The organism is Achromobacter deleyi, from assembly GCF_902859705.1.
GTDB classification, from domain to species: domain Bacteria; phylum Pseudomonadota; class Gammaproteobacteria; order Burkholderiales; family Burkholderiaceae_B; genus Achromobacter; species Achromobacter deleyi.
This window is the reverse complement of sequence record NZ_CADIJO010000027.1, coordinates 1-25,879: the sequence shown is the minus strand read 5'-3', so window position 1 is coordinate 25,879 and position 25,879 is coordinate 1. Positions and strand designations below refer to the sequence as shown.

25 protein-coding genes are annotated in these 25,879 nt (G+C 68.2%); 12 read left to right on the top strand and 13 right to left on the bottom strand.

The features are described from left to right. Positions 1-173 precede the first annotated feature (173 nt). The 3 genes from HV798_RS26605 (at position 174) to HV798_RS26595 (ending at position 2,896) form a co-directional block, all read left to right on the top strand. Positions 174-1,442, top strand: a complete 1,269-nt coding sequence (locus HV798_RS26605) for a hypothetical protein (protein WP_175195226.1) — start codon at positions 174-176, stop codon at positions 1,440-1,442. Positions 1,443-1,522: 80 nt separating this feature from the next. Beyond that, positions 1,523-2,224, top strand: a complete 702-nt coding sequence (locus HV798_RS26600; protein ID WP_175195228.1) for a hypothetical protein — start codon at positions 1,523-1,525, stop codon at positions 2,222-2,224. A gap of 48 nt (positions 2,225-2,272) precedes the next feature. Beyond that, positions 2,273-2,896 carry a class I SAM-dependent DNA methyltransferase gene (locus tag HV798_RS26595; RefSeq protein WP_175195230.1) on the top strand — a complete coding sequence of 208 codons (624 nt, stop codon included), beginning with the start codon at positions 2,273-2,275 and terminating at the stop codon, positions 2,894-2,896. A gap of 143 nt (positions 2,897-3,039) precedes the next feature. Here HV798_RS26595 and HV798_RS26590 read toward each other — a convergent pair whose 3' ends face one another. Further along, a complete protein-coding gene (locus HV798_RS26590) occupies positions 3,040-4,194 on the bottom strand; it encodes a porin (RefSeq protein WP_175195232.1) in 1,155 nt (384 codons plus the stop codon). A gap of 202 nt (positions 4,195-4,396) precedes the next feature. On the opposite strand from HV798_RS26590, the gene HV798_RS26585 reads away from it, so the two are divergent. Next, positions 4,397-5,371: an alpha/beta hydrolase family protein gene (locus tag HV798_RS26585; protein WP_175195234.1), complete on the top strand. Its 975-nt coding sequence runs from the start codon at positions 4,397-4,399 to the stop codon at positions 5,369-5,371. Positions 5,372-5,382: 11 nt separating this feature from the next. Here HV798_RS26585 and HV798_RS26580 read toward each other — a convergent pair whose 3' ends face one another. Then, positions 5,383-5,850, bottom strand: coding sequence for a hypothetical protein (locus tag HV798_RS26580; protein WP_175195236.1), 468 nt, complete (start codon positions 5,848-5,850; stop codon positions 5,383-5,385). Positions 5,851-5,939: 89 nt separating this feature from the next. Here HV798_RS26580 and HV798_RS26575 point away from each other — a divergent pair, with 89 nt between their 5' ends. Both HV798_RS26575 and HV798_RS26570 read left to right on the top strand, forming a co-directional pair. Then, positions 5,940-6,575: a DUF2971 domain-containing protein gene (locus tag HV798_RS26575; protein ID WP_025136378.1), complete on the top strand. Its 636-nt coding sequence runs from the start codon at positions 5,940-5,942 to the stop codon at positions 6,573-6,575. After that, positions 6,572-7,954, top strand: coding sequence for a hypothetical protein (locus tag HV798_RS26570; RefSeq protein ID WP_175195238.1), 1,383 nt, complete (start codon positions 6,572-6,574; stop codon positions 7,952-7,954). Before HV798_RS26575 ends, HV798_RS26570 begins: the two co-directional genes overlap by 4 nt. A gap of 55 nt (positions 7,955-8,009) precedes the next feature. Here the strand turns inward: HV798_RS26570 and HV798_RS26565 are convergent, their stop codons facing one another. Continuing rightward, positions 8,010-8,945, bottom strand: a complete 936-nt coding sequence (locus tag HV798_RS26565) for an NAD(P)/FAD-dependent oxidoreductase (protein WP_175195240.1) — start codon at positions 8,943-8,945, stop codon at positions 8,010-8,012. Between the two features lie 95 nt (positions 8,946-9,040). Between HV798_RS26565 and HV798_RS26560 the strand changes: the two genes are divergently transcribed. Continuing rightward, the gene (locus tag HV798_RS26560) at positions 9,041-9,526 is read left to right on the top strand and encodes an Rrf2 family transcriptional regulator (protein WP_175195242.1); all 486 of its coding nucleotides are present in this window, start codon (positions 9,041-9,043) and stop codon (positions 9,524-9,526) included. Here the strand turns inward: HV798_RS26560 and HV798_RS26555 are convergent. After that, positions 9,523-10,383 (bottom strand): NmrA family NAD(P)-binding protein, encoded by an 861-nt coding sequence (locus HV798_RS26555; protein ID WP_175195244.1) that lies wholly within the window; start codon positions 10,381-10,383, stop codon positions 9,523-9,525. The genes HV798_RS26560 and HV798_RS26555 overlap by 4 nt on opposite strands. A 127-nt stretch (positions 10,384-10,510) precedes the next feature. Here HV798_RS26555 and HV798_RS26550 point away from each other — a divergent pair, with 127 nt between their 5' ends. Beyond that, positions 10,511-11,422 (top strand): LysR family transcriptional regulator, encoded by a 912-nt coding sequence (locus HV798_RS26550; RefSeq protein WP_175195246.1) that lies wholly within the window; start codon positions 10,511-10,513, stop codon positions 11,420-11,422. A gap of 175 nt (positions 11,423-11,597) precedes the next feature. Beyond that, complete coding sequence (locus HV798_RS26545) at positions 11,598-12,725, top strand: acyl-CoA dehydrogenase family protein (protein ID WP_175195248.1); 1,128 nt, start codon at positions 11,598-11,600, stop codon at positions 12,723-12,725. Positions 12,726-12,729: 4 nt separating this feature from the next. Here the strand turns inward: HV798_RS26545 and HV798_RS26540 are convergent, their stop codons facing one another. The 9 genes from HV798_RS26540 to HV798_RS26500 all read right to left on the bottom strand — a co-directional run bounded on the left by HV798_RS26540 (position 12,730) and on the right by HV798_RS26500 (position 21,360). After that, positions 12,730-14,559: a tetratricopeptide repeat protein gene (locus HV798_RS26540; RefSeq protein ID WP_175195251.1), complete on the bottom strand. Its 1,830-nt coding sequence runs from the start codon at positions 14,557-14,559 to the stop codon at positions 12,730-12,732. 44 nt (positions 14,560-14,603) lie between these two features. Then, positions 14,604-16,985, bottom strand: coding sequence for a TonB-dependent siderophore receptor (locus tag HV798_RS26535; protein WP_175195252.1), 2,382 nt, complete (start codon positions 16,983-16,985; stop codon positions 14,604-14,606). An 82-nt stretch (positions 16,986-17,067) separates the two neighbouring features. Further along, positions 17,068-18,126 carry a FecR family protein gene (locus HV798_RS26530; RefSeq protein WP_175195254.1) on the bottom strand — a complete coding sequence of 353 codons (1,059 nt, stop codon included), beginning with the start codon at positions 18,124-18,126 and terminating at the stop codon, positions 17,068-17,070. Next, positions 18,123-18,671 (bottom strand): sigma-70 family RNA polymerase sigma factor, encoded by a 549-nt coding sequence (locus HV798_RS26525; protein ID WP_175195256.1) that lies wholly within the window; start codon positions 18,669-18,671, stop codon positions 18,123-18,125. Before HV798_RS26525 ends, HV798_RS26530 begins: the two co-directional genes overlap by 4 nt. 113 nt (positions 18,672-18,784) lie before the next feature. Continuing rightward, positions 18,785-19,174 (bottom strand): DUF2784 domain-containing protein, encoded by a 390-nt coding sequence (locus tag HV798_RS26520; protein ID WP_175195258.1) that lies wholly within the window; start codon positions 19,172-19,174, stop codon positions 18,785-18,787. Between the two features lie 55 nt (positions 19,175-19,229). Continuing rightward, on the bottom strand, positions 19,230-19,805 hold the full coding sequence (locus tag HV798_RS26515; RefSeq protein WP_175195260.1) for a restriction endonuclease: 576 nt from the start codon (positions 19,803-19,805) through the stop codon (positions 19,230-19,232). Then, the gene (locus HV798_RS26510; protein ID WP_025136391.1) at positions 19,802-20,026 is read right to left on the bottom strand and encodes an RNA-binding S4 domain-containing protein; all 225 of its coding nucleotides are present in this window, start codon (positions 20,024-20,026) and stop codon (positions 19,802-19,804) included. The genes HV798_RS26515 and HV798_RS26510 overlap by 4 nt, the downstream gene beginning before the upstream one ends. Before the next feature lie 36 nt (positions 20,027-20,062). Next, positions 20,063-20,782 (bottom strand): DUF502 domain-containing protein, encoded by a 720-nt coding sequence (locus tag HV798_RS26505; RefSeq protein WP_175195262.1) that lies wholly within the window; start codon positions 20,780-20,782, stop codon positions 20,063-20,065. Between the two features lie 110 nt (positions 20,783-20,892). After that, complete coding sequence (locus HV798_RS26500; protein WP_054422406.1) at positions 20,893-21,360, bottom strand: winged helix-turn-helix transcriptional regulator; 468 nt, start codon at positions 21,358-21,360, stop codon at positions 20,893-20,895. A gap of 135 nt (positions 21,361-21,495) precedes the next feature. On the opposite strand from HV798_RS26500, the gene HV798_RS26495 reads away from it, so the two are divergent. From HV798_RS26495 to HV798_RS26485, 3 genes are all read left to right on the top strand, one after another. Continuing rightward, complete coding sequence (locus HV798_RS26495) at positions 21,496-22,797, top strand: D-amino acid dehydrogenase (protein WP_175195263.1); 1,302 nt, start codon at positions 21,496-21,498, stop codon at positions 22,795-22,797. Positions 22,798-22,921: 124 nt separating this feature from the next. Further along, on the top strand, positions 22,922-24,094 hold the full coding sequence (locus HV798_RS26490; RefSeq protein WP_175195265.1) for a metallophosphoesterase family protein: 1,173 nt from the start codon (positions 22,922-22,924) through the stop codon (positions 24,092-24,094). After that, a partial coding sequence (locus HV798_RS26485; RefSeq protein ID WP_175216589.1) for an AAA family ATPase occupies positions 24,091-25,879 on the top strand: 1,789 nt, incomplete at its 3' end. The genes HV798_RS26490 and HV798_RS26485, both read left to right, overlap by 4 nt.

Sequence of the window (25,879 nt, the reverse complement as noted above, 5' to 3'; positions counted from 1 at the left end):
GACGCTTCATTTTTACGCCGCCGCCCGCTACAGGTGAAATGAAATAAATTCGCTGATTGATGAGAAAAATCGCTCAGAACCGCGACCGCGGCAACGGCATGCCATCGACCGCTTGCCCTTGATGCCCTGCGGTATGCTGTGCGCTTTTCCCGCCTGCCGCCGCCACCTGCTCCATGTTCAAGCGCACGCCCGCCACCACCGCCGCCATTGTCGAAGGCCGCATCGAGCAGATGCGTGTCGCCGTGCCGCTTGTCCGAGGCAACGTCCATATCGTGGTGAATGGGGTGTCGGTGTTTGGCGCCTTCGAGAACGCCGCCGACATCCGCACGTTGCAGGGCCTGCAGCAGCAAGGCGTGCCCGTGCGCGTCGGCGTGCTGGATGGCCCGCAGTCGCTGCGCCACTTTTCGTGGCTATCCGCCGCGCAAGGTCCCGGTATCCCGCCGCGCTACTACGTGGACCTGCGGCGCCGCGCCTGGCGCAGCATCGGCATCGGCACCGCGCTGGCGGCCGCGTTGATCGCGGGCTGCTTCCTGCTGGACCTGGGGTCCTTCGTGCAGGTGCTGATGCTGGTGGTGGCGCTGACGGTGGCGCTGTTCGCGTTGATCCTGGCGGGCTGCTCCCTGTACGGCCTGTGGGACAACCGCCTGCACCGGCCGGCCATCTTGCAGAGCGAAGCGGGGTATCGCCAGCAGCAGGGCAGGCCGGTCTCGCCGGGTGCCGCTGCTTCCTCCGCCGCTTCGGCGCTGCAGGCGGACAAGCAGCGGCTTGGCGAACCTCAGTTCAGTGAACGACTCATCGCCGATGCATCGCCCGAGATCCTCCATGTACACGGCGTATTGACGTCCTTGACCCACGAGGCGCGGCCCGGGACGCGGCACCGTCCCAGCTCCGGCGTCTACCGCTTTCAGGTCGGCCGTCATCCCTACGCCTTGCATGTCGGCGAAGACCTGGGCAACGTCCAGCCTTTCCTGGCCGAGGGCGACCGCGTCGAATTGGCCGCCTATGCCGGCGAGATTCCCGGCGCAGGGCCGCACCGGCTGGTCTACGGCCTGCGCAATTGCGAAGATGACCGCGTCTATGTCTGTCATCGGCACTTTCGTGGTGCCCATACCCGAATCGGCCCGGTCGGCGTCGGCTTGAGCCAGCGCGTGCCGATGCTGGCGCTGCTGGGCAGCCTGCTGCTGGTGACCTGGCTGGTGGTCGTGGGCTTTCTTCATTTCGGCGGATCGCCCCAAGAGCATGCCGACCTGCCGGAGCTGGCGGCATTCCTGTTCGCGATCCTGCTGTTCGTCTGGGCCTGCTTCGCCGTGCCGCTGCTGTATCTGGACACGCGCTGGCGCCTGGGGCGGCCGACGCGGCGTCAGCGCATTCTCGAGCGCATCTACCGTACGCTGGATCTGGGCACGCCGTTCGCGCCCAAGGTACGCATCGAAGAAGTGTAGTGACCGGTCACCGCCGTGTCAGCACAGGGCCGATGGCAGCGGATATAGTTGGCAGTTCCATTGACCCCACAGGTGCTTCGATGAAAAGCCATTACCCCACGTTCCGCGCCGGCGCGGCGCCCGGTCTCGTGCACAAGCTGGGCGGCCTGCCGTGGGGGCTGCCCATCGCACACTGGCCGATATGCCGGGAGTGCGGCCGGGCCATGAGCTTTCTGGCGCAAGCGCCGGGGCAATCGGCCGAGACCAATGCGCCCGACCTGGATATCCCCGCGGGCGAAGTCCTGTTCGCCTTCAAGTGCGAATGGGACAGCATCTGCAGCTTCTGGGAAAGCGACGGCGGCGCCAATGCCGTCTTCAGCCTGCCGCGCGCCGCCCTCGGCGATGCCCCCACGGCCCCGCCTGAGCACGCCGAAGATGGCTTGCCCGAACTGATCCCGGAATTGGGCATTGCCCGTTGGCGCATCGACGACGATGGCGCCCCGCCCGAACTGGAAGCGGATTTCTACGACTACGGTCGCCACGACGGCCTGCCCGACGACATTGCGCATCCCCATGACTGGGCCACCGAGTGGCGCACCAAGTACAACGGCGTGCCGTACTGGACCGCCAACGGCGCGCAGGGCGTGCCGCCTGGACGCCTGCTGTTGCAGATCGACAATTGCGTGCCGATGCAAGACGGCGGTTACCAGGAAGTCGCCAACTTCTGCTCGGACGGCACGGCGTTTGTCTTCGTCGATGCATCGCAGAAGCCGCCCGTGTATTCGCTGCTGATCAATCGCTGAGCGTCGGGCAGGCGTTGCTGCCACGCCCCGGCTTCTCGGAACCTGACCATGTCCCACCCCGCTGCCGATGACGTGATTGCGCTGTATCAGGACCATGCCGCCGCATTCGAGAAACTGCGCGGCGCGCACGCCTTGATCGAGCGCGCCTGGCTGGCGGATTTTCTTGGCCTGATGCCGGCGGGCGCCGCGCCACGGGTGCTGGACCTGGGGTGCGGCGCCGGCACCCCGATCGCGCGGCACCTGATCGAGCAGGGTTGCCACATCACGGGGGTGGATACGTCACAGCCGCTGCTGGATATCGCCCAGGCGTCGTTCCCTGAGCACCGCTGGATTGCGGCCGATATGCGGCAGTTTTCGTGTCCCGACACGTTCCAGGGCGTGATTGCCTGGCACAGTTTTTTCCATCTGACCCCCGACGACCAGCGGCCGATGTTCGCCCGGTTTCGCCGCCTGGCCGCACCGGGCGCGGCCTTGATGTTCACCAGCGGCCCCGCGCAGGGGCATGCCATCGGCCAGTTCGAAGGCCGGCCGCTCTACCACGGCAGCCTGGACCCGGCCGAATATCGCCAACTGCTGGCCGACAACGGTTTCGAGGTGCTGCGCCACGTGGCAAACGATCCGAACTGCGGCGGCGCGACGATCTGGCTGGCGCGTCAGGCGATGGCCGCGTAAAGGCCAGGTGCCGGGACTTGGCGTTAAAAAAAGCGCGCCCCGGTCCCCCGGCAGCGCGCGTCGACGCGCCATCCCTCCCTTCGCGGAGTCTGGCGTCATCAAATCAGCCTTCGCCATCAACAGCCTGTTATGACTTGCCGCTCCTAGAACCGGTGCCGGATGCCCATGTTGACTTCGGTGGCCTTGGCGTTGTCCAGGAATGCCCAGTTCGTCGTATACGACGCAACGGCATACAGGTCCGTGCGCTTGGACAGGTTGTAGTTGTAGCCCAGGCTGTACGTATTGCTGGCCGAATCGCCGCCGGTCAGCTGCTTGCTGTTGGCATCGGCGCGCTGCCACGACGCGAATGCGCCGCCGGATTTGCCCACGGGCGCGGCCACGGCCAGCATGTAGGAATTGGACCGGAAGCCCTTGGCGAATGCATACGACGGCGTTCCAGTGAACGTGCCGATGCTGCCGCCGTTGGGCAGGCTCTTGCCGGCGAACCAGCCGTCGGTGATGCGGTTGTAGGCCAGCGCCACTTTGAAGACCTCGAAGTCGTACGAGCCGCCGACGATGTACGAGCGCGGCGTGGCGTCGACCTGGTTCTGGTTGAGCTGGTTGGACGCGTTGAGCTGGTCGTAGGTGGCAAAGCCCATGAGCGGGCCGTTGTCGTAGCGCAGTCCGGCCGTGATGGCGCGGGTGTTGTCGGCGGTGGCGAAGCCGGTCTGCGCGGTGCGGCGGTCGTCGGCGTTGAAGGCGTAGCCGACCGCAGCCTTGAAGCCGCCCAGGGACGGGGTTTCATAGACGACCAGGTTGTCGTAGCGCACGTAGTAGGCCGAGCTGAAGCCCAGGCCGGCGCCGGTGCTGAGCTGGTTGAAGCCGCCGCCGAACGACGACCCGAACATGCCCGAGAAGTAGCGCGCGGCCACGTTGTACTGGCGGCCCAGGCGGATTTCGCCCCACTCGGCGCTGCCCAGGCCTACGGTGGCTTCGCGGCCGAACAGGCGGCTGTTCTGCAGCGAGCTGCCGTTGCGGCTGTCAAAGCCGGATTCCAGCTGGAACACGGCGTACAGGCCGTCGCCCAGGTCTTCCTTGCCGCGCAGGCCCCAGCGCGAACCGGCGGTGGTGCCGGTGGTGGACCCGATGCGGCTGTTGTCGATGCTGGTGCGGCGGCCGGTGGCGGGGTCGGTGTAGGTGCCGTCGACGTTGGCGTAGCCGATGCCGGTGTCGATCAGGCCGTACAGCGTGACCGACGATTGCGCGGACGCCGCGCCGGACAGGGCGGTGGCGGCCGCGGCGACGAAGAGTTTTTTCATGAAGAGCTCCGGAGGCGGAATGCAGGAAAGAAGCGGATGCGCCACGCAGACGGAAGGCTTGACGTCCTGCCGCGTGGCGAATCAAAGTCTGACCGCCGCGGACCGACAGTTCGCGAACATTAAAATGACAATTCCGATCGCGGCCCGTCTCACGGCGGGTCATGGTTTTCTGCTAGATCCTTCACCCCGACTCGTTGCCCCTATGTCCGCCGCCGCCGCTTTCGTTCGTTCCCTTCGCCTCTGCCTGGCCCTGTTGCTGGCATCTGCCGGCACGGCCCAGGCCGCGGGCTTTCAGCGCCTGAGCCTGCCCATGGACATGAACGGGCCGGCCTTGCAGGGCGGCATCTGGTATCCCTGCGCAGCGCCGGCCGGCCAGGTCAAGATCGGCCGCGTCGAGATGGCGGCCACGCCGGACTGCCCGATCACCGAGGGCGCCAAGCCGCTGATCGTGATGTCGCACGGGTCGGCCGGATCATTCCTTGGCCATCACGACACCGCGGTGGCGCTGGCGGACGCGGGCTTCGTGGTGGCGGCCATCAACCATGTGGGCGACAACGCGCTGGACAAGTCGCGGCAGGGGTATCTGTCGATCTTCTCGACCCGCCCGCGCGAAATGCGGCGGCTGATCGACTACCTGGCCGGCGCCTGGCCGGGCAAGGCGCAACTGGATGGCCGGGTGGGGTTCTTCGGGTTCTCGCGGGGCGGCTATACGGGGTTGGTGCTGGCGGGGGCCGTGCCCGATTTCAAGCAGGGGCTGAGTCTCTGTGCGGGCGAACCGGGGCTGCCGATGTGCCGCGATATTCGCGACGGCAAGATTGCCGCGCAGCCGTATGTGCGCGATGAACGGATCCGCGCGGCGGTCATCGCGGACCCCCTCAATGCGTTCACGGCGGACACGCTCAAGGCCGTCTCGATCCCGGTGCAGTTATGGGCGTCGGCGCAAGGCGGCGATGGCGTCACGCCGTCCAGTGTGGATGCCGTGCGCGCGGCTTTGCCGCAGGCCGAGTTTCACCGGGTCGACGGCGCGGGGCATTTCGCGTTCCTGGCGCCTTGCTCGGCGGGGCAGGCCGAGGCCATGCCCGCGATCTGCGCCGATGCGCCCGGGTTCGACCGGGCGGCATGGCATCGTGAATTCAACGCGAAGGTGATCGCGTTCTTTCAGTCGGCGCTGCGCTGACGCGAAGCGCGTCAGCGCGCCGGCCCCTGCCGGCGAGCCTGCTGCGCCGCCCGCTGCCGGGCCGCGGCCCGCGGGCCGTCGCGCTGGGTGACGTAATTGCGATAGTGCTGGAAATCCTTGCCGGCCAGCGCCAGGTACAGGCCGGTGGCGACCATGAAGCTGCTGAACACATAGACCTTCAGCCAATAGCCGATGGGCAAGTCGAGCAGCGAGATGCCCAAATACATGTTCATGATGCCAAAGCCAAGCAGCACCAGCATCAGCAGCCAACGCGCCCATTCGCTGCCGCGGTACAGCCAGATCAGCAAGGCCGCCGGCACGATCATCTTTTGCAAGACCGAGAAATCGCCCTGCAGCAAGGGCATGATCTGGTAGCTGGACGAGGCCACCGTGCCGCCCAGCGCGATGAACCAGAAGCGCTGGCTGGTGGGCGCGCGGCGCCGGGGCGCGGGACGGGATTCGCTATCGTTCTGAAGCATCGGGTCTCCTTGGCGAAGCGGCCAGTGTAGCGTGCGTGGCGCGCACGGCACGGGTAGACTGGCACCTGGATTTTTTCCGGAGCGCCGCCTTGGCTACCTCGTTGCGCCGATACACCGAGCTTCCCTATCTGATCGATTTTCTCCAGTCCGGCGAACTGGCACTGCTCAATCCGAAGGCGTGGGACGATCGCAACGATTCGTTCTACATCGAGGAATATGCGCGGGCCAAGCGCTTGCAGGGCATCTACGCCTTGTGCCTGGCCGAGGCGTCCGAGACCTATCATCACTGGCGCGTGTTCTCGCACGGCAGCGGCGGGGTCTGCATCGAATTCGACAAGGAAAAGCTGGTGGCGCAGGTGGCCGGCGTGCCCGATATGCGCGCCGAGACCGTGCAGTACCGCACCATCAAGTCGCTGCGCGAGCAGCCGCCGGCCGACGCTGACCTGCCGTTTCTCAAACGCCACGCCTTTCGCGACGAAAAGGAATTCCGCCTGTTCGTATGCCGCAAGACGCGCGACACGCCGGTGCTGCGGGTGCCGGTCGAACTGGCGGCCATCAAGCGCGTCACCCTCAGCCCATGGCTGCCGGCCACGGTGTGCGACCAGGTCAAGAAGGTGCTCAAGGCCATCAAGGGCTGCGAGAAGCTGCGCGTGTTCCGGTCCACGCTGGTGGACAACGAAGACTGGAAGAAATTCGCCAGCGCGGGCCGCAAGGAGCCGGCATGACGCAAAAGCGGGCGGATGGCGTGATGTCGCCCCTGGAAATCGTGGAGGCATTCCAGCAACGGGGCTGGAAGAACAACGACCCCATGGGCCAGGTGCTGCGGCTGCGGCAGGAAGATCCCCAGGCCTTGGGCGAGCTGGTGCGCTTGTTCCTGGACCGCGGGCTGGAACACGCCACGTTCATCGACGCCGCCCTGGACCTGATGGACGACGCCACGCATGCCGACGTGCTGCGCCAGGCCTGGCAGCGATCCCGGCGTGGCGAGACAGCCAGCGGCTTGGCCGAAGTGCTGGACTGCGCCGCGGCGCAATGGCCCGGGGTCTTCGCCGACGATTGGGATCATCTGCTCGCGGCCGCGCACCAGGGGCAGGGCGGCCCGCGCTTTGGCGTGGACCTGGCCTGGCGTACGCTGGATGCCGACACGGCCCGCGCATGGCTGGCGGATGTTGGCCCGCAGGCCGAAGAAGGGTCATTGGAATACCTGAAGGCCCGCGCCGTGCTGCATTCGCGCCACCCGGATCTGGTGCTGCAGGCCTGGCGGCGCGTGTTCGCGCCGCAGGATGAATCCAACGGCATCTATTGGCTGATGGCGGTGGGCTATGCCGAAGACAACGGGCAGGCCCGGGCGCTGCACGGTGAACAGCCGCTGCACATTCGTTTCAGCGCGGCCCAGCGCAAATTGATGATGGCTTCTCAGCCGGCCTGGCGGCGCGATATCCAGCGCCTGCATCCGACGTGGGGGGCCGTGAACGCTGCGCCGCCCGTCGCGATTGCCGCGTCAGTTGCCGAAAAGGCGCCACAGTCCGATGCGCCCGCGGTCGCCGCGGGCCGCATGGGCGGCACCCTGACCGCCACCTGTGGCCTGTGCCACGGCCCGCTGCACCGCCTGCTGGCCTTGCAGCAACCGGCGCAAGCCGGCATCGATTGCGCGACGCCTCTGGAATTCGCCACCTGCCTGGCGTGCCAAGGTTGGGAGGCGGATGCCGAAGTGCTGTTCTTTCAGCACGACGGCCAGGGCGCGCCGCAGGCGCATCCATCGCAGCGCCGGGACGACCCGCTTGTCCCCGAGTTTCCCACCGGGCCGTTGCTGCAAGCGGACGTGACGCTGTTCCAGGCGCCCAAGCGCTGGACCTGGCAGGACTGGGGCGATTCCAACGGCCGCCAGAACCTGAGCCGCGTGGGCGGCCCGCCCAGCTGGGTGCAGCAGGCCGAATACCCGCCGTGTCCCGATTGCGACACCCGCATGGCGTTTGCAATGCAGCTGGATTCCGACCTGCCGCAGGAAGGCGGCGGCGAATGGTCGTGGGGCAGCGGCGGCTGCAACTACACCTTCTGGTGCGCGCATTGCCGCATCAGCGGGCATCTTTGGCAGTGCACCTGAGCGGGCGCTGGGCGCCCCGGAGCGACGGCCCGCCCAGTTTCGAATAGCGCCCTGGTCAGCCCAGGCTGCGCAGCGCGGCGCGCACCAGCGAATTGTGCACGCCGCCGCCCGCCATGACGCCCGATGCGCTGGCAAGCGTGGCATTGGCCATCGGCAAGGTGGCGTCGCCCGCCGCGAACACGCCCGGCACCGTGGTCTGCTTGAAGTCATCGACCCGCAGGTAAGGCCCCATTGGTCCTTCATCGAAGGCGCAGCCCAGCTGCATGGCCAGCGGACTGGCCATGTGGACGCGCGCGGCCACGAAAATCGCATTGATCAACAGGCGGCGGCCATCGGCCAGCTGCACCGCGTCGATGTGCGGCGCCTGGCCCAGCAGGCCCACCACAGGCGTGCGTTCGATACGCACGCCGCGCGCCGCCAGCAGAGCGGCCTGTTCGGCGTCGGGTTCGAATTCCCCTTGCGTGAAATACGTGGTGGGACCCCAGTCGGGCAGCAGCGCGGCCTGGTGAGCCGACAGCGGATGCGCCGCCAGCACGCCCAGCGGGCGGTCAGCCACTTCGTAGCCATGGCAGTAGGGGCAGTGCAGCACCGTCTGGCCCCAGCGTTCCTGCAGGCCGGGCAGGGCCGGCAGTTCGTCTCGCATGCCGGTCGCCAGGACCAGGCGGGACGCGTGCAGCACGCGGCCGTCGTCCATCGTGACCAGGAAGCGCCCGGCCGATTCCTCGGCAAGGGTGGCGGTGCCATCGACGAAATCCACGGTGCCATAGGCGGCCAGTTGGTGGCGGCCGATGCGCACGATCTCGGCGGGCGATTTGCCGTCCAGGCCCAGGAAACCATGCGAATGCGCGGCGTAGCGGTTGCGCGGCAGGCCGGCGTCCACCAGCGCGATGCGGCGGCGGGCGCGGGCCAGTTGCATGGCGGCGGACAGGCCGGCGAAGCTGCCGCCGACGATGACGGCGTCGTAGCGCGGGGGTTGGATTTCCAGTTGCATGGCTTTCTCGATACTTTAAAAGTTGCATGATACGGCGGACTTTGCTTTTCACGCAACTTATAATGTTTCGATCAAAGACCCAGGAACCTTCCCCGATGCGCAGCGACAACCGCCTGTCACGCATGCTGCACGTGCTGATCCACATGGCCGAGCACGATGCGCCGCTGACCTCCGAGACCATCGGCAAGATGCTCAATACCAACCCCGTGGTGGTGCGCCGGATGATGTCCGGCCTGCGCGAGCATGGCTACGTGCAATCCGAAAAAGGCCATGGCGGCGGCTGGGTGCTGACGCGCAAGCTGGCCGACCTGACGCTGCTGGATGTCTACCAGGCGCTGGGCGAGCCGCCCATCTTCGCGCTGGGGCTGGCCGACAGCGAACCCGAATGCCTGGTCGAACAGGCGGTGAACGCCGGGCTGGAAGGCGCGCTGGTCGAATCGCGCCGCCTGCTCCTCGAACGTTTTGCGACGATCAGCATCGACCAGCTGGCGCGCGACTTCCAGGAACGCCTGAAACAGCACCCGGAATGCGACCGGCGTCCGCCCGGCCATCACCCGGACGGCAAGCAGCACTGCGGCTAGAGCGCGATCAACCCCCGCACCACATCGGCCAGCGTCACCTGGCCCTTCAAGATGCTGTCGCGCGGGCCTTCGAAGTCGATCCAGCCTTCGTTGAAGCCATCGAGCATCTGAATGCGCGGCATCGGCTCTTTCATGCCCTGGGCGGTGAACAGAGCGCCCCAGGTTTCACGCGGCACGGCCTGCACCGACACGGGCGTGCCCAGTGCGTCGGCAAAGGCGCGGCCGGCATCGTTCGGGCTGATGCGCTGCGGGCCTTCCAGCTCGACCACGCGCAGGCCCGTCCAGGTGTCTTGCAGCAACTGCGCGGCGATGCGGCCGACGTCGGCGGTTGCCACCATCGGAATGGCGCGGTCCAGCGGTTGCAGGAAGGATGCGATCAGGCCGTCATCGCGCGCCGACGCCACGTCCCACGCGAAGTTCTCCATGAACCAGCCCGGCCGCAGAAAGGTCATGGGCACGGGCAGGCGCCGCAGCGCCTGTTCCATCAGTGTGCGCTGCGTCAGCAGGTTCTGCTGCGTCGATTGCGCGCCGATGGTCGACAGGCACACGACCTGGCGCGGCTGCCCCAGCGCGATGGCCGAGGCCACCGCGTCGATGGCGGCGCGCGCTTCGGGAAAGCCGGGCGCGGGGTCGAATTGGGGCGGCGGCAGGATGAACGCGCCGTCCACGTTTTCGAAGGCGCGGGCCAACGCCGCCGCGTCGGTCATGTCGGCGATGGCGATGTCGCAGCCGCGGGCAGCCCAGGCTGCGGCGTTGGCAGGGTTGCGCAGCACGGCGCGCACGGGCAGGCCTGCTTGCAGCAGGGTCTCGGCGACCGCGCCGCCGACCTTGCCGCTGATTCCGGTAATGGCATACATGAGAGGTTCTCCAGACACTGGCGCGATGCGGATCGATCACGCCGGAGCAAATCGTAGTGCTCGGCCTTTGTTGAGAGAATGGCAATTCAGTCATAACATTCATGACTTCAGATCAGGAGTCTCGAACATGGCGCTGGATGGCCGGGTATTGGCAAACATCGGCGTGCTGACCGCCGTGGTGGAAAGCGGCAGCTTTGCGCGCGCCGCCGAGGCGCTGGGCATCACCGCGTCCGGGGTCAGCCGGGCGGTGGGGCGGCTGGAGGCCGGCGTGGGCGTGCGCCTGCTGGATCGCACCACCCGGGCCGTCGCGCTGACGGACGAGGGCCGCCGGCTGTACGAACAGATCAATCCGCTGGTGGCGGGCATCGGCGAGGCCATCGCCACCGCCGGCGGTGCGTCGGCGGCGGTCAAGGGGCGCTTGCGCGTCAATGTAGACGCGTTCTTTGCCCGCCTGATCCTGGCGCCGCACCTGGCGCGCTTCCTGGAACGCCACCCGGACCTGACGCTGGACCTGGCCACGCGCGAACAACTGGGCGACCTGGTGTCCGACGGTTTCGACATCGCGGTGCGCTTCGGCGAACCGCCGTCGTCATCGCTGGTGTCCCGCAAGTTGCTCGATACGCGTTCGGTGACGGTGGCGGCGCCGTCGTACTTGCGCAAGCATGGCGTGCCCGCGACGCCGGCCGACCTGGCGCGCCACGCCTGCATCCAGATGCGCAGCACCATGACCGGCCAACTGCTGGAATGGAACTACCGCAAGAAAGGCCGGACCACGCGCGTGGAAACGTCGGGGCCGCTGCACCTGACCGACGGCTGGACGATGCTGGGCGCCTGCCTGGGCGGCGCGGGCATCGCCCGTTTCAAGGCCAGTGGCGTTCAGGACCTGATTCGCCAGGGCAAGCTGGTCGAGCTGCTGCCCGACTACATCGGCGACCGCTATGCGCTGTACGCGCTGTATCCGTCGCGCCATTTGCCGGCGGCCAAGGTGCGGGCTTTCATCGATTTCGTCAGCAGCATCCTGGACGATCCGGCGGGCTAGCAGGGGCGAGGGGCGGACCGTCTGAAAGGGGGGTAGCAGCGGGCGCAGATAGCCGCCGCCGGTGTATTCTCGCAATCGAGCCGCGCCCGCATCCCGGGCGGCCGGCCCGCGCAAGAAAACACGGGCGGTGCTCATCCGCGCCAGCCCGGAACTGCCCGCACAGGAGACACCCCAAATGCTATTGACCGAAGAACAGCTCAGCGTCCAGGACATGGCGCGCCGTTTCGCCCAGGAACGCCTGGCGCCCCAGTCCGAACGCTGGGATCGCGACCACCACTATCCGGCTGACGCCATTGCCGAGATGGCCCAGCTGGGCTTTTTCGGCATACTGGTGCCCGAGGAATGGGACGGCAACGCCAGCGGCTACCTGTCGTACGCGGTGGCGCTGGAAGAAATCGCGGCCGGCAACGGCGCCTGCTCCACCATCATGAGCGTGCACAATTCGGTGGCCTGCATGCCGATCCTGAAGTACGGCACCGACGCGCAGAAAGACCAGTTCCTGCGGCCCCTGGCCACCGGCCAGCACATCGGTGGCTTTGCCCTGACCGAGCCGCAGGCCGGGTCGGACGCCAGCAGCCTGCGCACGCGAGCGGTGCGCGACGGCGATCATTACGTCATCAACGGCGCCAAGCAATTCATCACCTCGGGCCGCACGGGCCAGACCGTGATCGTGTTCGCCGTGACCGACCCGCAGGCCGGCAAGCGCGGCATTTCGGCGTTCATCGTGCCCACCGATACGCCGGGCTACCAGGTGGTGCGGGTGGAAGACAAGCTGGGCCAGCATCTGTCGGATACCTGCCAGATTGCGTTTGAAGACATGCGCATTCCGGCCGCGTGGCGCCTGGGCGAAGAGGGCGAGGGCTACAAGATCGCGCTGTCGAACCTGGAAGGCGGCCGTATCGGCATCGCCTCGCAATCGGTAGGCATGGCGCGCGCGGCGTTCGAATGCGCGCGGGACTACGCCCGCGATCGCCAGGCGTTCGGCAAGCCCATCATGGAACACCAGGCGGTGTCGTTCCGCCTGGCCGACATGGCCACCCAGATTCACGCGGCCCGCCAGATGGTGCTGCACGCCGCGGCGCTGCGCGAGGCCGGCAGGCCGGCGCTGACCGAAGCGTCGATGGCCAAGCTGTTTGCGTCGGAAATGGCCGAAAAGGTGTGTTCGGCCGCGATCCAGACGCTGGGCGGCTATGGCTACCTGGCCGACTTTCCGGTGGAACGCATCTACCGTGATGTGCGGGTGTGCCAGATCTATGAGGGCACCAGCGACATCCAGCGCCTGGTGATCGCGCGGGCCCTGTAAAGGGTCAGTCCAGCAAGGCCTGCACCGCCGCTTGCGCCTCGGGCGCCAGCGGCTGCTCACGCTGCAACAGGGCGATCTTGTCCTTGAATTCCTTGACCACGTCGGGCCGGATCTGCTTCATGGCGCGCACGGTCTGCGCCAGCAGCAGCCGGGCATTGACGCTGTGCGGAAAGTCCAGGCATTGGCGCAGATTGCCGTCGATGATCTCGCGTTCGCCGTTCAGGTGGCCGGGGCGCTTGTCGTCGGCGCCATTGCAGCGCACGGCCAGCAGTTGCTCCAGCCGCAGCAGGTAGCGCGGGAACGCCGCGCCGTCGGGCACCGTGTAGTTGCGGGGCGCATTGCTGGGAGTCTGCGCCGTGGCGCGGGCCACCAGCGCCACCAAGTCTTCGGTCAGGCGCTGAAGGGCGGCCGTGGGGTCGGCCATGGGGAAATGGGCGTTCAAGGTGCCGACGCATTCCTCGTCATCCGTGCGCAGCACGCGCACCTGGGCCTGCCAGGGCTCGGTGGTGGTGACGAGGTGCGAGATCACCACGAAGTCGCTCTGGGCCTCGCATTGCTGGGCGTAGCGGATGGCATCGGCGTCGTCCCAGGCCACGCCGCTGAGCACGAAGCCCGGTTCGGGTTCGGTCAGCCACGGCACCAGCGTCTGCGTGCGCAGGCCGCAGCGCAGCGCCAATTGCTCGTTGAAGTACAGCGGCAGCGCGCGGCTCAGGCGGCCGGTGGCGTCGGCCAGCTGGCGTTCGGCGTGGTCGGGCGCGGCGTCGACTTCGGCCGAGCCGCCCAGGAATGACACCAGCGGACGATTCGGCGCAATCGGGTCGAACAGCGCGGCGGCGGGCGATTCAGGCGCGAGCCACACCGGGCCGCGGCCCAGCAGCATGGCAAAGCGCATTTCGGTGGATTCGGGCACGCTGCCATCGCCCAGCGCGGCGCGGGCCAGTTCGGTGTCCCAGTACGCCAGGTTTTCCTGCCAGTCGGGACGCTGCTGCGCGTAGAGCTGGTCGAGAATGCGGCGGGCGTCGTCGTACTGGCCCAGTTCGGCGTGGGCGCGGATCAGGTTGTTGCCGACCATGACGCCATGCGCCGCCGCGTCAAAGCGCGGTCCGGCCAGTTGCAGGATGGGTTCGATGGCGCCGGCGTTGCCCAGGTCGGCGCTGAGCTGCATCAGCAGGCCGGCGGGCGTGGGCGTGCCGGCGCGGGCCAGGGCTTCGCGGTACAGCGCCAGCGCGCCGGCCAGGTTGTGCGCGCCCAGTTCGGCGTGCGCCAGCCACAGCTGCGCGCGCCAGCTGCCGGGCAGCGCCGCGACCTTGCGCATGGCGGTCACGCCGGCCACGTCGCCGCCGTATTCGCGGTGGATGGCCTCGTACCAGCCCAGGCCGTTTTCCTGGTTGGGGTCCCGTTCCAGCGCGCGCCACAGGGTGTCGCGGGCAAGGGCCTCGTCGCCGCGTTCGTCGTGGATCTTGGCCAGGTTGGTCAACGTGACGCCGGTTTCGCCGTGCTGCTGCATGTAGGCCCGCAGCACGCGTTCGCTGTCGTCCAGCCGGCCGGTCTTCATGTAGACGATGGCCAGGAGCACCGCGGCGCGCTCGGCGGCGGGTTCCAGGGCGACCAGGCGTTCGGCCGGCTTGAGCATCTCGTCGACGAAGCCATCGCCCAGCGACTGGATGATCAGGCTGGCCAGCGAATCGGCATCGTCCCAGTGGCGTTCGATGGCGCCGGCCAGCACGTTGTCGCGCCATTGCTCGCGGGTCACGAAGATTTCGCGGCCGTAGGCGTCGTAGGCGCGGATCAGGTTGGAAGTATCGTCGGCGTCGGGGGTGTCTTGGGGGCTCATGCGGGTGTCCGGTGATCTGGACACCCACTATACCTATACCCGAATCACCAGGCGTAACGCGCCGTCAGGTTCACGGACCGGCCGTAGCCGTAATAGCACCAGGTGATGCTGTTGCACGCCGTGATGTATTCCTTGTCGAACAGGTTGTTCACGGTCAGCAGCAGGCGCCAGTTGCCGCGGGTGTAGTGCGCCTGCGCGTCCACCAGCGTGTTCGAGCCGCTCTTCCATTGGTTGGCAGAATCGCCGTAGCTGCTGCCCGTGTAACGCACGCCGCCGCCCAGGCCGAAGCCCGGCGCGATGTCCTGCGGGAAGCGGTAGTCCACCCACAGCGCCGCCTGGTGGCGCGGCTGCGACTGGACCTGCTTGCCGACGGTGGCCGGGTCGGTGGATTGCTCGACCTTGGCATCGGTGAACGTGTAGCTGCCGATCACGGTGACGCCCGTGGTGACCTGGGCGCGGGCTTCGAGCTCGACGCCGCGCGAGCGGATCTTGCCCTGCTGGATTTCGTAGCCGAACACCGGCGCGTTGACGTCGGTGACCAGCACGTTCTTCTGACGCAGGTCGAACACCGCCACGGTGTACAGCGATTCGCTGTTGGGCGGACGGTACTTGATGCCCGCTTCCACCTGCGACCCGGTCACGGGCACGAACGGCGTGCCCGAATAGGTGCGGCCGATGGCCGGTTCGAACGAGGTGGCGTACGAGATGTACGGCGACAGGCCGGATTCGAACAGGTAGTTCAGGCCCGCGCGGCCGGACCACTTGCGGTCCTGCTGGCTGCTGCGGGTGTTGGCCAGCTTGTCGTCGGTCTTGGTGTCGACCCAGTCGTGGCGGCCCGAGAACGTGCCGACCCAGCCGCCCCAGCGAACCTGGTCCTGCAGGTACACGCCCATCTGCTCCTGCACTTGCAGCGTGTGCTGGGTGTCGGCGGGCTTGGTGATGGGCTGGGTGCCGTAGACGGGGTTGAAGGCATCCAGCGTGGGCGCATCAAAGCCCATGCCCACGGCGTAGTCGTTGCGCGACCGCTTGTAGTCAAAGCCCGCCAGCAGGGTGTGCGACAGCGGCCCGGTGTCCAGCTTGTATTCGGCCTGGTTGTCGATGGCGAACATGCGCGAGTCTTCGCGCGGGGTGTAGGTGTAGCGGTTCAGCGTGGTCAGGCTGCCGGGGGCAAAGCCCAGCAGGCCGACCGACGGGTGGTTCACGTCGGCCCAGTTCATGCGGGCGTTCTGGCGCAGGGTCAGCTGCGAATTGACGCGGTGCGCGAACAGGTAGCCGATGGACTGGGTGTTCTTCTCGTAGCGGTCAAAGCCGGGTTCGCCGCCGTAGAAGCTGGGGCCGATCTTGCCGTTGGGGTTGGGCAGCAGGGTGCCCTGGGCGGGCAGGAAGCCGCCCCAGCCGCGCGAGCGCGCGCCTTGCAGCATCGCCAGCACGGTCAGGCTGGTGTCGGCGGTGGGGTTCCAGGTCAGGGATGGGGCCAGCAGGTAGCGGCGGTCGTAGCCGTAGTCGCTGGGCGTGCCGCTGTCGCGCGCCAGGCCCACCACGCGGTACAGCACCTTGCCGTCTTCGGTCAGCGGGCCGGTGAAGTCGCCGGTCAGTTCCTTGCGGTCGTCGGTGCCATAGGACAGGCCCAGTTCACGCGCGGCCTCGGCCTGCGGGCGCTTGCTGACGGCATTGATGAAGCCGCTGGGCGGCAGCGCGCCGTACATGACCGACGACGGGCCTTTCAGGACCTCGATGCGTTCGAGCGCATAGGGTTCGTAGCGGGTGTTGGCGGTCCAGGCGCCGGCGGGCAGCGGCAGGCCGTCCAGGTACTTGGCGGGGGCAAAGCCGCGCACGCGGATCCAGTCGCCGCGCGGGTCCTGGCCGTAGGCGGCGGCCACCACGCCCGAGGTGTAGCGCAGCGATTCGTCGATGCCGGTGGCGCCTTGCAGTTCGATCTGTTCGCGCGTGACCACCGAGACGGATTGCGGCGTTTCCAGCAGGTCGCTGTCGGTCTTGATGCCGGTGGACGTGCGCCGGGCCACCGCGCCGTAGACGGGGCTGGTGGCGGTTTCTTCGCTGCCGGTGACGGTGATCTGGTCCATCTGCTGCACCGGCGCGGCGGCATCGCGCGAGATCACCACGGCGCCGCCGTCGATGCGCGCCGACAGGCCGCTGCCCGCCAGCACCCGGTCAAAGGCCTCGCGCACCGTCAGGTTGCCGGACACGGCGGGGGCCGTCAGCCCCTGCACCAGGTCGCCGCCCACGATCAGGTCCAGGCCGGCCTGGCGCGCCACGGCGTTCAGCGACTGGCCCAGCGGCTGGGCCGACAGCGCGGTCTGGATGCGCACGTCGCCCGCTGGGGTCTGGGCGTGCGCGGCGGGGCCGGCCAGGCCCAGCCAGAGCGCCAGGGTCAGGGGCGCGAGAGTAAACCGGGGGTGTTGCATGCAAGTCCTCGTCAGAGCATGAGAATGGGTACATTTCTCATGTAGACGCGGCAGCCGAAAAAAACCCTAGGTCCGGCGCGCATCATCGGACCGATTCAATGACGGCGGGGCTATCGCGGGTGTCGACCCGCAGGGGCAGGGCCTGCGGCAGGATGCGGTAGAAGCTGGCCAGGTTGCGGCTGTCGAAGCTGCCGGTCAGCCGCAGGGCGGCCACGCGCGGATCGTTCAGCGCCGGCACGGGGTGGCCGTAGCGGCCGAATTCGGCCAGCGCCTGGGCCAGGGTGGCGTTGTCGAAGGTCAGCCGATGGTCCAGCCAGGGCGCGACGGCGGCGGCGTCGATCGGCGCAATGCGCCCCGGCATGCCGGCGGCGTTGATGGCCAGGCGCTGCCCCGCGGTCAGGTCGGCGGCGTAGCGGCGGCTGTCGGGCAGCCAGAACTGCCACCAACTGGCCGGGTGGGCCGGCGCCACGCGCACATGGCCGGCGGCCACGTCCACCTGCACGCCGGGATAGCCGGGCACCGCCGGGGTGTGGCGCACGTTGAAACGGGTGCCCACGACCGTCACGCGCACGTCGCCGGTCACCACGTCGAACGGCCGCTGCGCATCGCCATGCACCTGGAACATGGCCTGGCCCTCGGCCATCGTCACCTCGCGGCGGTGCGGATAGAACGCCACGTCGATGCGCGTGGACGAATCCAGGGTCAGGCGGCTGCCGTCGGGCAGCGCGATTTCCTGCTGCTCGCCGGGCGCGGTGACGTACTGGGCGCGGTATTGCGGGGCGGCGGGCGCCAGGGCAAACAGGGCAATGGCCAGGGCGGCACAGGCGGCCAGCAGCGCGGGGGCGAATTGCCAGAAGCGGCGGCGCGGGGGCGTGGGGCGTCGAGGCGGGGCGTAGGCGGCAGGCGCGGCGTCCATCGCGCGCAAGCGGTCGAGCGCCGTGTCGGGCAGGGCATCGAGCCCGTTCCAATCCGCGTCCCAGCGGGCATAGGCGTCGGCGTGGCGCGGGGATTCGGCCAGCCAGGCCTGGAAGGCGGCCTGGGTGGCGGCGTCGGGCTGGTCTTTGCGGCGCACCAGCCAGTCCAGCGCGGCGGCATCGACCGCGGCGTCCTGGGCGGGGGTGGACTCGGGCATCGGGTTCATGGCTGCAACGATTCCTGGCGGACGTCCGGCGCGGCGCCGGCACGGGCGTCCCAGTCGGACTTGCCGCGGCGGCAGGCCTGCATCGCCAGCTTGATGTGCTGTTCGACCATCTTGCGCGAGATGCCCATCTGGTCGGCGATCTCGGTGTGCGACAACCCGTCGAAACGATGCAGCACGAAAGCCTGGCGGCAGCGCGGGGGCAGGGCGGCGATCACGGCCAGCATGGCGTCGACCGCCTGGGCCGACATGGCGGCCGTTTCGGGCTGGCATGCCGCGGGCGCGGCGATATCGTCCAGGCCGGTGTCATCGGGATCGGGGTCATGCGGCTGGGCCTGGCCGCGCACCACGTTGCGGCGGTGCTGGTCGGTCAAGAGATTGCGCGCGGTGCGGTAGAGCAGGGCGCGCGGTTCCAGCAGTTCGCGTTCGCCTTGCTGGGCCGACAGCACGCGGGCGTAGGTTTCCTGCACGGCATCCGCTGCCGCATCCGAATTCCTGATGGCTCGGTTGCAGAAGTTCAGCAGTTCGCGGTAGTAGCGCTCCAGCACGGCGAGTCAGACGGATCGGGTCGGGCAAGCCATGGGCCAGGGGATTCCGGCAGGCGCATCGCTTCAGCAGGTTGTAATGAGAATTGATACTCATTATTACACAAGCGGGCCGATCAGGCTTGCGTGCGTTGCACGGCGCGGGCGGCGCGGCGACGGCGCAGCCACAGGGTGTAGATCACGACGTTGCCCACCACCAGCAGGGCGGCCAGCAGCATCTGGATGTTGCGCGTCAGGCCGTCCGGGTAGATCACGGCCAGGATGTAGTGTTCGATGAAGCCGCCGCCATAGCCTTCCTGGCCGGCCTGCTGGCGTAGCGACACTTCCAGCGGCGTCAGCGGGCAGATCCAGCCCATGCCGATGACCATCGCGCCCCAGGCCAGCGCGGGCAGGTGCAGGTAGGCCAGGCGCCAGCGCCACAGCGCCAGCAGGCCGCCGAACACCACGAAGGCCACGAACAGGCCGTGCAGCACCAGCACCGCGTCGGCCAACAGGCGATAGATCATGCGAGGGAACTCCAGGTTCAAGCACCGGGCGCCGGCCAGGGCGGCCGGGCGCGGATCAGGGCTTCAGGTCGCGCAGCAGCTTGGCCAGTTCGGGCGCCGTCATCAGCGACACGCCCTGGGCGCGGGCGTATTGCAGGGCGTTGTCCGACACGTCGCCCAAGGCGATGTAGATGGCTTCGCGCGCGCCGCGCTTTTCCCGCACGGCCTGCAGTTCGCGCAGCGGCTCGACGCCGGTGCGGGCGGCCTTCCAGCGCTTGGCGCTGACCAGGGCCACGTGGCCATCCTTGCTGAGGGCGAAGTCGGCGCCCGGCGCGTTCAGCCGTTCGACCTCGCAGCCGTCGCGGCGAAAGCCCGCTTCGACGACCGCGGCGAATTCGGTCCAGGACATGGCCGCGGTGGCTTGCGCCACGGCCTCGACCCGGGCGCCCGACGGGGCGCGCAACTGCTTGTAGGCCGCCATGATGGCGATGACCGCGAACGGCACGGCCGCAAACACGCCCATGGCCGCGTACTCCAGCGGCAGGGCGGCGAACCCGCCCACGGCCAGCACCAGGGCCACCCCGGCGCTCATCCACCACGGCGAGCGCAACAGCACCGCGAAGATGGAATTCTGCGACATCTTGAGCTTCATGCTTCGCGCACCACGATGCGGACGTCGCCACAGGTGACGATCTGGCCGGGACGGATCTTGGCCGTCTTGCGGCTTTCGACCACGCCGCCGACGCTGACGTGGCCATCGGCCACCAGCATCTTGCCGGCGCCGCCGCTGTCGCACACGCCGGTGGCTTTCAGCAGCTGGTTCACTTCAATATAGGGGCTGCCTTCGGCAAGCGTGAATTCAATGATGGGCATGTCGCGAACAAACAGTGGAAAGAGAAAACGGGCCGATCAGCCCTGGCTGCCGGGCGGGTTGCCGCCGGGGGGATTGGCGCGGGCGTCGCCCGCATTGGGGGCGGCCGGGGGCGCGACCGGCGCCGTCGGGACAACGCCCGTAAGGTCGACCGGGGCCGGCCGGACATTGCCGGATTCGGCGCGCGCCATCCAGGCGATCAGCGACGAGCGCATGGCTTCTTCGACCGACATCTGGATCGGCTGCACCCATTCCTGCGGCACGAACACGGTGTAGCCGCCGATCATGTAGCCCATGGGCAGGTACACCGCCACGCGGTCGCCCTGGGTGAAGCCTTCGGGCAGGCCGTCCAGGTTGCGCCGTGTGATCAGGCCCACCAGTTCCAGTTGCTGGCCGGGAATGCGCAGCACCACCACCTGCTGGGCGGTGCTCTTGGAACCGGGCGAGAAGTAATCGGCAAAGCTCTTGAGCGACGAATAGATGCTCTTGACCACGGGCAGGTTGGTGAAAGGCATTTCCACCAGCAGCAGCACGCGCTTGACGCGCTCTTTGGACACCAGGTAACCGATCGCCAGAATGCCCAGAATGCCCAGCAACAGGCCCAGCCCCGGAAAATAGAAGCCGCCGATGAACGGACGCAGGAACGTCAGCGCGACCGCTTCCGTCCACGCCAGGAAGATATAGAGCACGTAGATGGTCAGGGCCAGCGGCAGGACGGTGATCAGGCCGCGGAAGAAGTATTTGTAAAGACGCGTCATAGTCGAGAAAAAGCAAGAAAATCGGGGGCGGTCCATGCACGGCTGGAACCAGAACGGCCGCCAGCATAGCAGCCGACGGCGCGGGCGCCGGTAACAAGGCGCGGGAAGCGTTACCGGTCGACGGGCAGGTACAGGGTCTCCTTGATTTCCTCCATCACCACATAGCTGCGCGATTCCGCCGAGGCGGGCAGGCGCTTGAGGATTTCACCAAGCAGACGCCGGTATTCGTTCATTTCGGTCAGGCGGGCCTTGACCAGGTAGTCGAAGTCGCCCGACACCAGGTGGCATTCCATGACCTCGGGTACATACAGCAGTTCTTTTTTCACCTTGTCGAACACGTCGCCCGACTTGGCAGACAGCTTGATTTCCAGGAACACCAGCAGGTTCTTGCCGAGCGCGGCCGGATTGACGCGCGCATGGTAACCGGTGATGACGCCTTCGCGTTCCATGCGCTTGACCCGGTCGGAGCAGGGGGTGGCCGACAGGCTGACCCGCTCGGCCAATTCGGTGACCGAAATGCGGCCTTCCCGCTGCAGGATATCCAGGATTTTCAGGTCGATACGGTCCAGGTCGCGCATTTCACTTTTGGGTGGCAAAAAAGCGGGGGTGTCCGAGAAAAAGCACTGCCAAAGAAAAATAATCAGTGTTTTTCACTGCGATGAGGCTCATAGACTACCGAAATTCCTGACCAAAACCAAACTTCGGAAAGAATCATGCATGTGATCGTCCTCGGCAGCGGCGTCATCGGCACCACGACCGCCTATTACCTGGCCCGCCAGGGCGCCAAGGTGACGGTGCTGGATCGCCAGCCCGGCGCCGCCCAGGAAACCAGCTACGCCAATGCCGGCCAGGTCTCGCCGGGCTATTCGACGCCCTGGGCCGCGCCCGGCATTCCGCTCAAGGCGATCAAGTGGCTGTTCAAGAAGCACGCGCCCCTGGCGATCCGCCTGGACGGCAGCCTGTACCAGCTGAAATGGATGGCGGCCATGCTGGCCAACTGTTCGGCCGAGCGCTACGCCGTCAACAAGGAACGCATGCTGCGCCTGGCTGAATATAGCCGCGACTGCCTGCGCGAACTGCGCATCGACACCGGCATCCACTACGAAGAACGCACTCGCGGCACGTTGCAGCTGTTTCGCACCGACGCCCAGATGGAAGCCGCGCGCCGCGACATCGCCGTGCTCGAAGAAGTCGGCGTGCCCTACGAACTGCTGGACCGCAACCGCCTGGTCAGCGCCGAACCCGCGCTGGCGCGCTCGCTGCACAAGCTGGCCGGCGGGCTGCGCCTGCCCAACGACGAAACCGGCGATTGCCGTCTGTTCACCACCCGCCTGGCCGAAATGGCCGCGGCGCTGGGCGTGGACTTCCGCTACAACCAGCCGGTGGCTGGCCTGACCACGGCCGGCGGCCAGGTGACCGGCGTGCGCGTCGGCGACCAGGTGCTGACCGCCGACCGTTATGTCGCCGCCTTCGGCAGCTATACCCGCGGTTTCCTGGAACCGCTGGGGCTGGACCTGCCGGTGTATCCGGTCAAGGGCTATTCGCTGACCATTCCCATGAAGGACGAGGCCGCCGCACCGGTGTCCACCATCCTGGACGAAACCTACAAGATCGCCGTCACGCGTTTCGAGAACCGCATCCGCGTGGGCGGCATGGCCGAATTGTCGGGCTTTGACCTGCGCCTGAAAGACGCGCGCCGCAAGACGCTGGAACTGGTCGTCAACGACCTGTTCCCTGGCAGCGGCGACGTGCCCCGTGCCGAGTTCTGGACCGGCCTGCGGCCCATGACGCCGGACAGCACGCCCGTCGTCGGCCCCACCCGCTACGGCAACCTGTTCCTGAACACCGGCCATGGCACCCTGGGTTGGACCATGGCCTGCGGCTCGGGCAAGCTGGTGGCCGACCAGGTCATGGGCCAGCGTCCGCAGATCCGCACCGACGGCCTGGACCTGTCGCGTTACGACCGCCACACGGCGGCCCACCGGCCGCTGGTGCTGGACGGCAAGGGCGCCTGACGCCCGCCGGTTTTCCGCTTTTCCCGGCCGCCGGCCATAAGCCGGCGCCTCAATGGCCCGCTCGGCGCAAAATGCCGGTCGGGCCATTGTTCTTTGGCGGGCCGCCGGCCTCTACAATCCGGGCATGACTCATTTCCTGCATACCGCCGATTGGCAGATCGGCCGTCAGTACGGCCAGTTCGAGACCGACGATGCCGCCTTGCTGGCCGAGGCCCGTTTCGACGCCGTGGCCCGCATCGCCGCGCTGGCCGCTGAGCGCCAGGTGGACGCGGTGCTGGTGGCCGGCGATGTCTTTGACACGCAGGGCGTGTCCGATCGCACCATCCGCCGCCTGTTCGCCGCGCTGGCCGCCTACAGCGGGCCGTGGGTCATGATCGCCGGCAACCACGACGCCGCGCTGGCCGACAGCGTCTGGAGCCGCGCGGCGCAGCTGGACTGCATTGCGCCCAACGTGCACGTGCCGCTGCGTCCGGGTGTGGTGGACCTGCCCGCGCAGAACCTGGCCGTGCTGGCCGCGCCGCTGACCCAGCGGCACACCTATGACGACGTGACGCAGGCCTTCGACGCCATGGACACCGAGCCGGGCCGCCTGCGCATCGGCCTGGCGCACGGCAGCGTGGCGGGCCGGCTGCCCGACACCATCGACGCCACCAACCCCATCGCGCCCGACCGCGCCGCCCGTGCGCGGCTGGACTACCTGGCGCTGGGCGACTGGCACGGCTGCCTGGCCATCGACGAACGCACCTGGTATGCCGGCACGCCCGAACAGGATCGCTTTCGCGGCAACGAGCCGGGCTATGCGCTGGACGTGCGCATCGCGGCGCCGGGGGCGGTGCCCGTGGTCGAACGCGTGGCCACCGGCAAGTACCGCTGGTCGGCCTGGACCGAAACGCTCAGCCTGCCCACCGATGCCCAGGCGTTGGCGCAGCGCCTGGCGGGCCTGCGGGCCGAAGACGTGCTGCGCCTGGAATTGCAGGGCCACGTCAACGTGCCCACCTGGGAAGCGCTGCAACGGGCGGTAGACCAGGCCGCCGCCCAGGCGCGCGCCGTGCTGCCGGACTTCTCCGGCCTGCTGCTCGAACCCGACGAGGCGGACCTGGCGCAACTGGGCGCCAGCGGCTACGTGGGCGAAGTGGCAACGCAATTGCAGGCGATGCAGGCCGACCCGGAACAGGCGGCCGTTGCCAGCGAGGCGCTGCGCTTGCTGCTGCGGTTCCAGCGCGACGGGGCAGGGGGCAATGCCGCGCCCCGGGACGCCGCCGGCCGTGACACCGCAACCCAGGGGAGCCTGCAATGAAGCTCTCGCGCATTGCCCTGGAAGAATTCCGCAAGTTCCGCCAGCCCCTGGTGCTGGACGGTCTGCAAGACGGCCTGAACCTGTTCGTCGGCCCCAACGAGGCCGGCAAGAGCACGGTGGCCGCGGCCATTCGCGCGGCGTTCCTGGAACGCTACAGCACGCGCACCGTGGCCGACCTGGCGCCGCGCGGCGAATCCGGCGCGCGCCCCAGCGTGGAACTGGCGTTCGCCCATGCGGGCCACGACTATCTCTTGAAAAAGCAGTTCCTGTCGCGCGCCCGCTGCGAATTGCTGATCGACAACGGCGCCCAGCGCCTGGAAGGCGAAGAGGCCGAGAACGCGCTGGCCGCCTTGGTGGGCTTTGAATTGGCCACGCGCGGGCAGAGCAAGCCCGACCTGGCTGGTGTGCCCGGGCTGCTGTGGATCCAGCAGGGCGATGGCCAGAACCTGCAAGCGGCCGCGGGCCATGCCGGCGGCCACCTGCGCGAGGCGTTGACGCAGCTGTCGGGCGAACTGGCCTCGGGCGATGGCGACCGGCTGTACGAACGCGTGGCCGCCGAACGCGCCGCGCTGCTCGATGCGCGCAACGGCCGCCCCAAGGGCATCTACAAAGACGCCGAAGACGCCCTGGCCAGCGCCCAGGCCGAACGCGACACCTGCGCGGCCGCCAAGGTCCAGCTGGACGCCGACGTCGACCGCCTGGCCAGCCTGCGCGCCGAGCACGCGCGCGCCGATGCGGGCCAGCCCTGGAAAGACTTCGAGGCCCGCGCCGCCGATGCCCGGGCCCGCCTGGCGGCGGTCGCCAAAGAGCGCGAGGCCTTCGACGGCCTGCAACGCGAACAGCGCCAGGCCGCGCAGACGCTGGCGGTGCTGCAAGAGCAGGTGCGCCGCGATCAGCAGGACGAGGCCGATCTGCGCGCCCTGACGGACGAGGCCGCCGCCGCGCGCGCCCGCGTGCAGGACGCGCAAGAGCCGCTGGCTCGCGCCCGCAAGCAGCGCGACACGCATGCTGCCGCCGCCGAACAGGCCCGCCAGCGTGTCGCCGCGGTGCAGGCCGTGGCCGACCGGCACGACCTGGAACACCAGCTGCAACAGCTGGACCGCGACGTCGAACGGCTGGACGGCGCGCTGAAAGAAGCCACCATCTTGATCGAACAAGGCTCGGCCCTGAAGGCCGAAGCCGTGCGCATCGAGATCGCCGATGCCGACATCCAGGCGCTGCGCAAAAGCGAACGCGCCCTGGGCGACCTGCAATTGCAGCAACAGGCCATCGCCACGCGCGTGGCCTACACCTTCGAACCTGGCCGCGAAGCGCGGCTGGACGGCGTGGCGCTGTCGGGCAATGGGGAAGTGCTGTTGACCAGCGCGGCCGAGCTTGATCTGCCCGGCGTGGGTCGCCTGCGCATCGAACCGGGCGGCAAGGACCTGCCGGCGCTGATGCGCGAGCTGGCCGAAGCGCGCGCCGCCAGCGCCGCGCTGCTGTCGCGCCTGGGCGTGGCCACTGCCGCCGATGCCGAAGAACGCCACGCCCGCAGCACCGCCTTGCAGCGCGAGCTGGACGCCATGCGCAAGACCCTGGCCATTCATGCGCCAAAGGGCATCGACGTGTTGCGCGGCCAACGTGACGACGCCCTGGCCCGTCGCAGCGCCTTGCGCGAGCGGCTGGCGGCCCTGCCGCCCGCGGCCGAGGCAGGCGATGTCGACCTGCCCGCCGCACGCCAGGCGCTGCGCGACGCCGAGAGCAGCGCGGCCCAGGCGACAGAAGCGCTCGCGGCGGCCCAGCGTG